Annotated in this window: 7 protein-coding genes and 1 pseudogene; 6 read left to right on the forward strand and 2 right to left on the reverse strand. The window is 49.2% G+C overall.

Annotated elements, in window-relative coordinates:
• Window positions 1–381: response regulator (locus R3177_RS10000; protein WP_318970896.1), on the reverse strand; the 381-nt coding region annotated here is incomplete at its 3' end.
• A gap of 251 nt (window positions 382–632) precedes the next feature.
• Between R3177_RS10000 and R3177_RS10005 the strand changes: the two genes are divergently transcribed.
• A complete protein-coding gene (locus tag R3177_RS10005; RefSeq protein ID WP_318970897.1) occupies window positions 633–1,145 on the forward strand; it encodes a DUF1993 domain-containing protein in 513 nt (170 codons plus the stop codon).
• Between the two features lie 59 nt (window positions 1,146–1,204).
• Here the strand turns inward: R3177_RS10005 and ahr are convergent, their stop codons facing one another.
• On the reverse strand, window positions 1,205–2,221 hold the full coding sequence (gene ahr, locus R3177_RS10010) for an NADPH-dependent aldehyde reductase Ahr (RefSeq protein ID WP_318970898.1): 1,017 nt from the start codon (window positions 2,219–2,221) through the stop codon (window positions 1,205–1,207).
• Between the two features lie 206 nt (window positions 2,222–2,427).
• Here ahr and rimO point away from each other — a divergent pair, with 206 nt between their 5' ends.
• The 5 genes and pseudogenes from rimO to R3177_RS10035 form a co-directional block, all read left to right on the forward strand.
• On the forward strand, window positions 2,428–3,831 hold the full coding sequence (gene rimO / locus R3177_RS10015) for a 30S ribosomal protein S12 methylthiotransferase RimO (protein ID WP_318970899.1): 1,404 nt from the start codon (window positions 2,428–2,430) through the stop codon (window positions 3,829–3,831).
• Window positions 3,832–3,993: 162 nt separating this feature from the next.
• Window positions 3,994–4,455 carry an MgtC/SapB family protein gene (locus tag R3177_RS10020; protein ID WP_318970900.1) on the forward strand — a complete coding sequence of 154 codons (462 nt, stop codon included), beginning with the start codon at window positions 3,994–3,996 and terminating at the stop codon, window positions 4,453–4,455.
• A gap of 399 nt (window positions 4,456–4,854) precedes the next feature.
• The gene (locus R3177_RS10025) at window positions 4,855–7,122 is read left to right on the forward strand and encodes a CHRD domain-containing protein (RefSeq protein WP_318970901.1); all 2,268 of its coding nucleotides are present in this window, start codon (window positions 4,855–4,857) and stop codon (window positions 7,120–7,122) included.
• A 239-nt stretch (window positions 7,123–7,361) separates the two neighbouring features.
• Window positions 7,362–9,467 carry an elongation factor G gene (gene fusA, locus R3177_RS10030; protein WP_413229083.1) on the forward strand — a complete coding sequence of 702 codons (2,106 nt, stop codon included), beginning with the start codon at window positions 7,362–7,364 and terminating at the stop codon, window positions 9,465–9,467.
• A 162-nt stretch (window positions 9,468–9,629) separates the two neighbouring features.
• A pseudogene (locus tag R3177_RS10035) lies at window positions 9,630–9,971 on the forward strand (circularly permuted type 2 ATP-grasp protein); the annotation flags it as partial.

Here is a 9,971-nt window from a genome sequence, read left to right on the forward strand (position 1 = left end):
ACGGTTCTGGACATGTTTACTGCTCAGAGGTTTAACCCAGAAGTCATCGGGTTGTAATTCAACAATACTGTTAACCAGATCTTCACTGGTTTCTGCACTTAGAAATATCAGCACTGTGCACTTGGTAACGTAGCGTTTAAACTTCAGCTCTTCAAGCAAATGAAAGCCATCTTTGTCGCTTTGCACGTTGAAGGCGCAGATGACCACATGAAATGGGGTTTGCTCACATAAGCGCAGCGCATAATAGGCATTTTCAGCACATTTTACGTTTTCAATACCCAGTTCATAAAGCGCTGCTTTAATGACGTTCTGCACCAGCACCTGATCATCAATAATCAGGACATTTAATTGAGCCGATGAAGTTAATTCCTGTTGTTCCATCTGGTGGTTTCTCATCCCTGCAATAAGCCGCAATACTTTGGCGGCCAGTAAATACAGTTATATTAGTAAGCGGCTATAAATGCAAAGAAAAGATCCGGCGCATTTGCTGTGTTACATTAGATTCCAACGCTGTAAAAGTCGGTAGTGGTTTGGCCGGCTGATATTTATTTTATGCTGGCTATTGTCTGCCAGTACTCTCACCCCAACCTCTGCTGTTATATACTTTTCTCACCATGCCAGAGGGCTACCAGATGATTTTTCAACTTAGCACCGTACAAACAAGCAAGATGCTGCGAAACCTCCAGCATATTCTGGACAAAGGCGCCGCCTTTGCCAGCAGCAAAAAAGTGGATATGGCCGTGCTGTTAAATGCCCGCCTGGCGCCGGATCAATTTCACCTGATTCGTCAGGTACAAATTGCCTGCGATACCGCCAAGCTGGGTGCCGCCCGGCTGACCGGTAAGGTTGATAGCGCGCCAAAACACGCGGATGATGAAACTACGTTGGAGCAGTTAACCCAGCGTATTAACGACACCCTGGAATATCTTGCCAGCTTTAGCGAAGCAGATTTTGCTGATGCCGCCAGTCAGAAAGTCAGCCAGCCGCGCTGGGAAGGCAAGTATTTAACAGGTGAAGAGTTTTTAATTCAGCATGTATTGCCGAATATATATTTCCATATCACGACCGCTTATGCCATTTTGCGCCACAATGGCGTGGATGTCGGCAAAAAGGATTATCTGGGTGCCATGCCTTATAAAGCGTAATGCGCTAACTTGAATACATTAAACGCCGGCCACTATGCCGGCGTTTTTGTTTGTGCAGCTTAGCGCTCCAGCACAATCCGATAGCGGGCCTTACCGCTTTTTAAATGAGCAATTGCCTCATTTATCTGCTCAAATTTAAACGTTTCCACCACCGGTTTAATATCATGCTGCACGGCAAACTCCAGCATCTTGGCAATAGTGGCCGGACTGCCTACCGGCGAGCCAGAGACAGAGCGCTGTGCCATAATTAAGTTAAATACATTTAAATCAAGTGGCTCGAGGGTTGCACCAACAAAATGCAGCCGGCCTTTAGGTTTTAATGTCGAGAGGTACAGGTCCCAGTCAAGCTTCACATTAACCGTGGAAATAATAAAATCAAAACGGCCGGCCGCCTGCTCAATATCAGCCGCGTTGCGTGAATTAATACAGTGATGCGCACCCAGCTTTTTCGCTTCTGCGATTTTACTGTCGCTGGAGGTAAAAGCGGTTACTTCGCAGCCCCAGGCTCGCAAAAACTGCAACCCCAGATGTCCCAAACCACCAATCCCAATTACTGCCACCTTGTCGGTAGGCTTTACATCGAATTGCACCAGGGGATTAAAAACGGTAATACCGCCACAAAATAGCGGCCCGGCAGTTTTGGCATCCATGCCCTCTGGCAGCGGCACTACGGCACTGGCATTAGCCCGCACCTTATCGGCAAAGCCACCATGATGGCCTACTATGGTGCCCTGTGCATTGGCGCATAGGTTATGATCACCACTGCCACAGGTGCTGCATAGCTGGCAGTAACCTGAATGCCAGCCCAGGCCCACGACCTGCCCGGCTTTAAGATGGCTGACGCCTTCACCGACAGCATTGATCCGGCCGACGACTTCGTGACCAGCAACGAGTGGATAATCTGACATACCCCATTCATTATCTATCATAGATAAATCTGAATGACAGATACCACAGTAATCAACCGCAATTTCCACTTCATTGCGGTCAAGTGGCCCGGCATTGAACTGATAGGCGGTTAATTTAGCCTCAGGTGCCATTGCGGCATAAGCGTTAATTTTATTTGTTGCGGACATAATGTCTCCCTGCTGGTTATCGTTGTTCCGATACGATTTATTCCGTCTTCGCTTGCTATACAGCTTACAGTATTAACCAGATCTGTCAGCTTGCACGGAAATAAGCAGGCATTGGCGTTTTTTTATACAGCAACCTCTGTTTCTTGCCTGACTTTCAGGTATAATCCGCCGACTTTTTTCGGGCCAGGCCTTTTTACAGAGACATTATGACAGTACAAACTTTTGACCCCAGCCAAACCACCACGCTGGAGACACCAGCCAAAGCCATTGCCGGTCAGGCAACTGCCACAGCTACTAAAGGCAATACTATCGGTTTTGTGTCACTGGGCTGTCCGAAAAATCTGGTTGATTCAGAACGCATTCTTACCCAGTTAAAAAGCGAAGGTTACAACATCGTTCCCACTTACGATGATGCCCAGCTGGTTATTGTTAACACCTGTGGCTTTATCGACAGCGCCGTGCAGGAGTCCTTAGATACCATAGGCGAAGCGCTGGCAGAAAACGGCAAGGTGATTGTTACCGGCTGCCTGGGCGCTCGTGAAGATGAAATTCGCCAGGTGCACCCTAATGTGCTGGGCATTACCGGCCCGCACAGCTATGAAAACGTATTAAAACAGGTACATGAGTTTGTACCGAAACCAAAATATGACCCCTTTACGATGCTGGTGCCGGACCATGGTGTGAAATTAACCCCTAAGCATTATGCCTATTTAAAAATCTCTGAAGGCTGTAACCATCGCTGTACCTTCTGTATTATTCCGTCGATGCGCGGCGATTTGGTCAGCCGGCCGGTTGGTGAAGTGCTGGATGAAGCACAGCGCCTGAAAAATGCCGGTGTCAAGGAGCTGCTGGTGATCTCTCAGGACACCAGCGCCTATGGGGTCGATGTAAAACACCGCACCGGTTTTTGGAATGGTGCCCCGGTTAAAACGTCAATGCAGGCGTTATGTGAAGCCTTAGGGGAGATGGGGATCTGGGTCCGGCTGCATTATGTGTACCCCTACCCTCATGTCGACGACATTATTCCGTTAATGGCAGAAGGTAAAGTACTGCCATATCTGGATATTCCGTTTCAGCATGCCAGCCCGCGTATTTTAAAGCTGATGAAACGCCCGGGCCAGGCCGAGCGGGTATTAGAGCGGATTAAAAAGTGGCGGCAGATATGCCCTGAGCTGACCATACGTTCTACTTTTATTGTCGGCTTTCCGGGTGAAACAGAAGAAGATTTTCAGATGCTGCTCGACTGGTTAGATGAAGCACAGCTGGACCGTGTTGGCTGCTTTAAATACAGCCCGGTAGAGGGCGCTAAAGCGAACGAGTTAGCTGATCCGGTACCCGACGAGGTAATGGAAGAGCGTTATCATCGCTTTATGCAAAAACAGCAGGCCATCAGTGCGGCCCGGTTGCAGGCAAAAATCGGCAAAACCATTAAAGTGCTGATTGACGAAGTCGATGACGAAGGCGCCATTGGCCGAAGCCACGCTGACGCCCCGGAAATTGATGGCGCGGTTTACTTAAACGGCTTAACCAGTGTTAAGCCAGGCGACATTATCGATGCCGTAGTCGAGGAAGCCGATGAATATGATTTATGGGCGTCATTGGCAGAATAAGCGTGGCTTGAAAAACACCGCTTACTTAGCAACAAAAGCAGCTTCGGCTGCTTTTTTTATCGTTAAATCCGGCAGTTCTACCCAGATGGCGTCGTTTATTACTGACAAACTGACAATATGCTATGTTTAATTAACGATATATCAACCAGATGGAACTGACTTATGGATCTTATCCCTCAGATAGACTGGACAGTTGCAGCACGCCACATCCGTGATTTGCTGATTGCATTTATCCTCGCCATACCTATCGGCTGGGACCGGGAAAAGCATGAACGCTCGGCAGGTCTTCGTACATTCCCGCTGGTTGCGGTTGCGGCCTGCGGTTATATGTTGCTGGGTCTGCAAATCCTGGACTCCACTGAGGCTGAATCACGGGTCATGGAAGGCATTATTACCGGTATTGGCTTTATCGGAGGGGGTGCCATCCTGAAAAATGTCGTTGAGGGCGAAAGTTATGTCCGTGGTACAGCAACGGCCGCCAGTCTGTGGTTAACCGGCGCGATGGGCTTAGCTGTCGCAGTAGGCCGGCTTGAAATCGCGATACTGTTAAGCTTGCTGACCTTTGTAACGTTACGAATGTTATCCGAGGCCAAAACGATGGTCGATGATGCTGACGATAAATAACAGCTTTAGTGGCTGCATCAGGTAAAACGCAATATCTGGATGATAATCGTCACTGCACAGCGCTGAATTCCCGCTACTGTCTGCTTGACACTGATGCTACACCATTATTGCCGGTTGAGTATCAGGCATTTTGCGCTACCCTTATATCAGTATCTGCGCTGGTCAGACTTAGCACTTAACTAACGCCTTTGCTGGCCAACCGTTGTAGTTCTGCATTTTGCCACTGTTGATAACAGTGGTAGCCGTAATTATCCCTGAATATCACAAGTCGTAATCAGATGTCGTTTATTGCATCCGATGTCATCTGTTGCTCGTAACCTTTGATGTATTTGCGTTGTTAGTGCCGTAGCGTTGTACATTTTTTATCGACACACTCTTCTTTAATGACCGGAGTTGAATATGAAAAAAATACTCTATTTACTACTACCCTTGTTTATTCTGGCAGGCTGCTTTGAAGGTGCTGATGAAGAACTACCAGAACCACCACCGGTATTTACGGCAACACAGACCTTCAACGTCAGTTTGTCCGGGGCGCAGCAGGTTCCGAATGTGAATACCGCGGCAACGGCCACTGCCACGGTAGAGCTTGATGCAAATTTAAAACAAATTCGCGCATCCATGAATTTATCTGGTGTGGAGAATGTGCAGGCCGCTCATATCCATGATGGCGGTTTAGGCTTTAACGGTGATGTTGCCTTTGCATTTACCGCGGGCAGCAATGGCGTCTACCGGATTGCAACCACCGATATATCTGATGCCCTGATAGCCGACTTACAAAACGGCGAGTGGTATATCAACGTGCATACCACCACTTATCCGGACGGTGAAATTCGCGGCCAGATAGTCAATGACGAGACAGTCATTGTCACACTGCCGTTGTCCGGCCAGCAGGAGGTACCTGCGGTGGATACGACAGCCAGCGGCTATGCCTATGCATCAGTCGATCAGAATGATTACGAATTGGTCCTGACCGTGCGCACTTCCGGTGTTGATGACGCTACCATGGCTCATATTCATACCGGCCGGGTGGGAACCAACGGTGATGTGCTGGTTGGCCTTGAAGCAGCAGCCGGTACAGCGGGTGTATGGGTTATTCCGGACGGAACCATGATTGATCAGGCAACTTTCGATGTGCTGGCAGGAGGCGGTCACTATGTGAATGTTCACACTCCCCAGTATCCGTCAGGCGAACTCAGAGGTCAGATATTAACTGATAATTTTGTACTGACCACTTTTGACTTATCTGGCAAGCAGGAAGTACCTATGGTCGATACTCAAGCCTCCGGCGACGGTTATGCGCTGGTGAACACTGATAACTATATGACAGAGGTTGTCGCCGTCACCACCGGCGTCGACGATGCCACTATGGCTCATATTCACACCGGCCGGGTGGGTAACAACGGCGGCGTGTTGATTGGCCTGGTGCAATCAGCGACAGATATAGGCACCTGGATGACACCTGAAGACACTCAGATAGATGAAGCCACTTTCGCAACGCTGGCCTCCGGTGGCCATTACGTCAATGTGCATACCCCTGAGCATCCGGGTGGGGAGCTTCGTGGTCAGATCCTGACTGACAATTTTATTCTGGCAACCTTTGATTTAAGTGGTGCCCAGGAGGTGCCTGCCGTAACAACCACGGCGTCAGGTGATGGTTATGCGCTTATTGACAGCTCAGACTTTGCGATCGAACTCGTCGCCCTGACGGAAGGCGTCGATGATGCCACCATGGCCCATATTCATGCTGGTAGGGTGGGAATAAACGGCGGTGTGCTCATTGCGCTTGAGCAGGATATGACTAACCCCGGCAAATGGGTAACCCCGGCTGAAACCACGCTCAATGCCGACATATTGGCAGTATTAGCCTCTGGCGGGCACTATGTTAACGTCCATACGCCGGCGCACCCCGGCGGTGAACTGCGTGGCCAGATCCTGACCGATAACTTTATGCTGGCAACCTTTGCTTTAAGTGGAGAGCAGGAGGTACCGGCAGTCACCACTTCCGCCTCTGGAGCGGGTTATGCATTAGTTGACTCATCACTGCTGACATTAGAGTTGATGGTACACACAACGGGTGTGGATAATGCCACCATGGCGCATATTCATACTGGCCGCATTGGTGTAAATGGTGATGTGCTGGTTCCACTGACACCCGTTGCAGGTGCGCCAGGTTCGTGGTTGCTGCCAACGGCTACCCCACTGACGGCTGACATCTTAAACGAGCTGCGCTCAGGTGGACATTACGTTAATGTTCATACACCGGCTAATCCTGGCGGTGAGCTGCGGGGCCAGATTATCTCCAGTGATGACTTCACCCTGATTACCTTCCCGTTATCAGGTGCGCAGGAAGTGCCTGCTGTCACGACAACCGCCAGAGGAGACGGCTATGCCATGGTGGCATTAAGTGACTATAGCCTGGAGCTTCAGGTGCTGACGACAGGTGTGGCGGATGCGACTGCCGCCCATATTCATACCGGTATGACTGGTCAGAATGGTCCTATTCTGCTTGGCCTGATGCAGGATCCCGCAAACGTCAACCGCTGGATGGCACCGGTCAACGCCGCATTGACCCAAAGCATCTTTGAGGTCCTGGCCGCTGGCGGTCATTATGTTAATGTCCATACCCCTGAGTTCCCGAGTGGTGAAATCAGAGGACAGATTGAGTAGCACCCTGCTCCTTAAGCTATTTTCTAACGCACAACAGGTCAGTTGCAAAACTGACCTGTATTTTCATGACGTTGTCATTCTTCGCACTGCCTGAAAATACAAAAATGCGTTGAGAATCACGTCGTAACCCTGCTTTGACAGCATGGATAAAAAATTAGCGACCGACACCATTTTTTCCCTGCAAATCTTTTTAAAATCCTGTATATTGTCGCACTATTTTCAAACCCTAGCTTATTGAGATTACTATGTCAGCAGATTTATCCCTATACAGAAACATTGGTATCTTCGCCCACGTTGATGCCGGCAAAACCACTACTACCGAGCGTATCCTGAAACTGACCGGTAAAATCCATAAGTTGGGCGAAGTTCACGAAGGTGAATCCACTACCGACTTTATGGAACAGGAAGCCGAGCGCGGTATCACTATCCAGTCAGCAGCAGTTAGCTGCTTCTGGAAAGGCCACCGTTTCAACGTTATCGATACCCCGGGCCACGTTGACTTCACCGTTGAAGTATATCGTTCACTGAAAGTACTGGACGGTGGTATTGGTGTATTCTGTGGCTCTGGTGGTGTTGAACCGCAATCAGAAACCAACTGGCGCTATGCCAACGATGCTGAAGTATCACGTCTGATTTTCGTTAATAAGCTGGACCGGATCGGTGCTGACTTTATCCGCGTGACTGAACAGGTTAAAAAAGTACTGGGTGCTAACCCGTTAATCATGACCTTACCTATCGGCCGCGAAGATACCTTTAAAGGCGTGGTTGACCTGTTAACCAAACAAGCTTATGTCTGGGACGAGTCTGGCCAGCCAGAAAACTACTCGATTACTGACGTACCGGCAGATATGGCTGATGACGTTGAAATGTATCGCCAGCAACTGATCGAAACTGCGTTAGAGCAGGACGATGACCTGCTGATGGCTTACATGGATGGCGAAGAGCCTTCAGTTGATGACGTTAAGCGTTGTATCCGTAAAGGTTGCCGCGACCTGGCGTTCTTCCCAACTTACTGTGGTTCTGCCTTTAAAAACAAAGGTATGCAGTTATTGTTAGATGCTGTTGTTGATTACTTACCGTCACCAACTGAAGTTATTCCTCAGCCTCTGACTGATGAAGAAGGTAACGAGACCGGTAAACACGCTATCGTATCTGCTGATGAGCCGTTCCGTGCTTTAGCATTCAAAATCATGGATGACCGCTTTGGTGCCCTGACCTTTATCCGGATTTACTCAGGTGTACTGAACAAGGGTGATACTATCATGAACTCTTTCACCGGCAAGACCGAGCGTATCGGCCGGATGGTAGAGATGTATGCAAATGACCGTATCGACCTGACCTCTGCCCAGGCCGGTGATATCATTGCGCTGGTAGGTTTAAAGAACAACACCCAGACAGGTCATACCCTGTGTGATCCGAAACACCCATGTACGCTGGAGCCTATGGTGTTCCCAGAGCCAGTAATTTCTATCTCTGTCACGCCAAAAGACAAAGGCTCAGTTGAGAAAATGGGTATTGCTATTGGTAAGATGGTTGCTGAAGATCCAACCTTCCGGGTTGAAACCGATGCAGACTCAGGTGAAACTATCCTGAAAGGTATGGGTGAATTACACCTGGATATCAAAGTAGATATTCTGAAACGTACCTACGGTGTGGAATTAGTGGTAGGCCAGCCACAGGTTGCTTATCGCGAAACGATTACCCGTGAAGTGGAAGACAGCTACACCCACAAGAAGCAATCTGGTGGTTCAGGTCAGTATGGTAAAATTGACTACCGTATTCGTCCGGGCGAGCAGAATTCTGGTTTCAGCTTCAAATCAACAGTTGTTGGTGGTAGCGTACCAAAAGAATTCTTACCTGCTATCGAAAAAGGGTTTGAGTCGATGATGGCTACCGGTACCCTGGCTGGCTTCCCGGTACTGGACGTGGAAGTTGAAGTATTCGACGGTGGTTTCCACGCGGTTGACTCTTCAGCCATCGCGTTCGAAATTGCCGCTAAAGGTGCTTTCCGTCAGACTATGCCAAAAGCCGGCGCGCAGTTGCTTGAGCCAATCATGAAAGTGGACGTGTTCTCACCAGAAGACAACGTGGGCGATGTTATCGGTGACTTAAACCGTCGTCGCGGTATGATCTCAGGTCAGGAAGCCGGCGTAACTGGCGTTCGGATTAAAGCAGACGTGCCACTGTCAGAAATGTTTGGTTATATCAGCACGCTGCGGACTATGACTTCAGGTCGTGGCCAGTTCTCAATGGAGTTCTCACACTACGCACCGTGTCCGAACAACGTAGCGGACGCTGTTATCGCTAAAGAAAAAGAAAAGAAAGCCGCTGCCGCTAAAAACTAAGCAGTAAGCTGTTGTGAAAAGCCCCGCCAGTGCAAACTGGCGGGGCTTTTTGTTTGTTCTGAGCCGGTAACTGGCTCAATAAGGTAACCCTTGCTACAGTTAATAGCTCAGCTGTTTAATTAAACAGCAGACTTTTTTCACATCCTGTACAAGGAGTTGCCAATGAGCTTGACCAGTTTTACCGAGGGAGGCTACCAGTTAACAGCTGACTGCTTTGATGAACTTGTCAGTCAAGATGGCAGTATCCGGCGCCCTGCAGCTGCAATAGCCCGCTTTATTGATAAACATGGACCCAGTGAGCTGGCCGTCAGACAGTTACAAATAAATCAGACAATCAGCAATATGGGAGTCTGCTTTACGCTTTATGCCGACGGCGATAACATCGACCGGCCCTGGCCACTGGACGTCATGCCCCGCACCATACCCAGTAGTGAATGGCGCCGGACCAGCGATGGATTAAAGCAACGACTGCGCGCGCTTAATCTGTTTATTGATGACTTATAT

Source organism: Arsukibacterium sp. (assembly GCF_033722355.1).
Lineage (GTDB): Bacteria > Pseudomonadota > Gammaproteobacteria > Enterobacterales > Alteromonadaceae > Alishewanella.

What these genes read in the sequence shown, in the direction of transcription:
- R3177_RS10005 (WP_318970897.1), top strand. Translation starts at nt 633, where the DNA reads ATGATTTTTCAACTTAGCACCGTACAAACAAGCAAGATGCTGCGAAAC.
- ahr (WP_318970898.1), bottom strand. Translation starts at nt 2,221, where the DNA reads ATGTCCGCAACAAATAAAATTAACGCTTATGCCGCAATGGCACCTGAG.
- rimO (WP_318970899.1), top strand. Translation starts at nt 2,428, where the DNA reads ATGACAGTACAAACTTTTGACCCCAGCCAAACCACCACGCTGGAGACA.
- R3177_RS10020 (WP_318970900.1), top strand. Translation starts at nt 3,994, where the DNA reads ATGGATCTTATCCCTCAGATAGACTGGACAGTTGCAGCACGCCACATC.
- R3177_RS10025 (WP_318970901.1), top strand. Translation starts at nt 4,855, where the DNA reads ATGAAAAAAATACTCTATTTACTACTACCCTTGTTTATTCTGGCAGGC.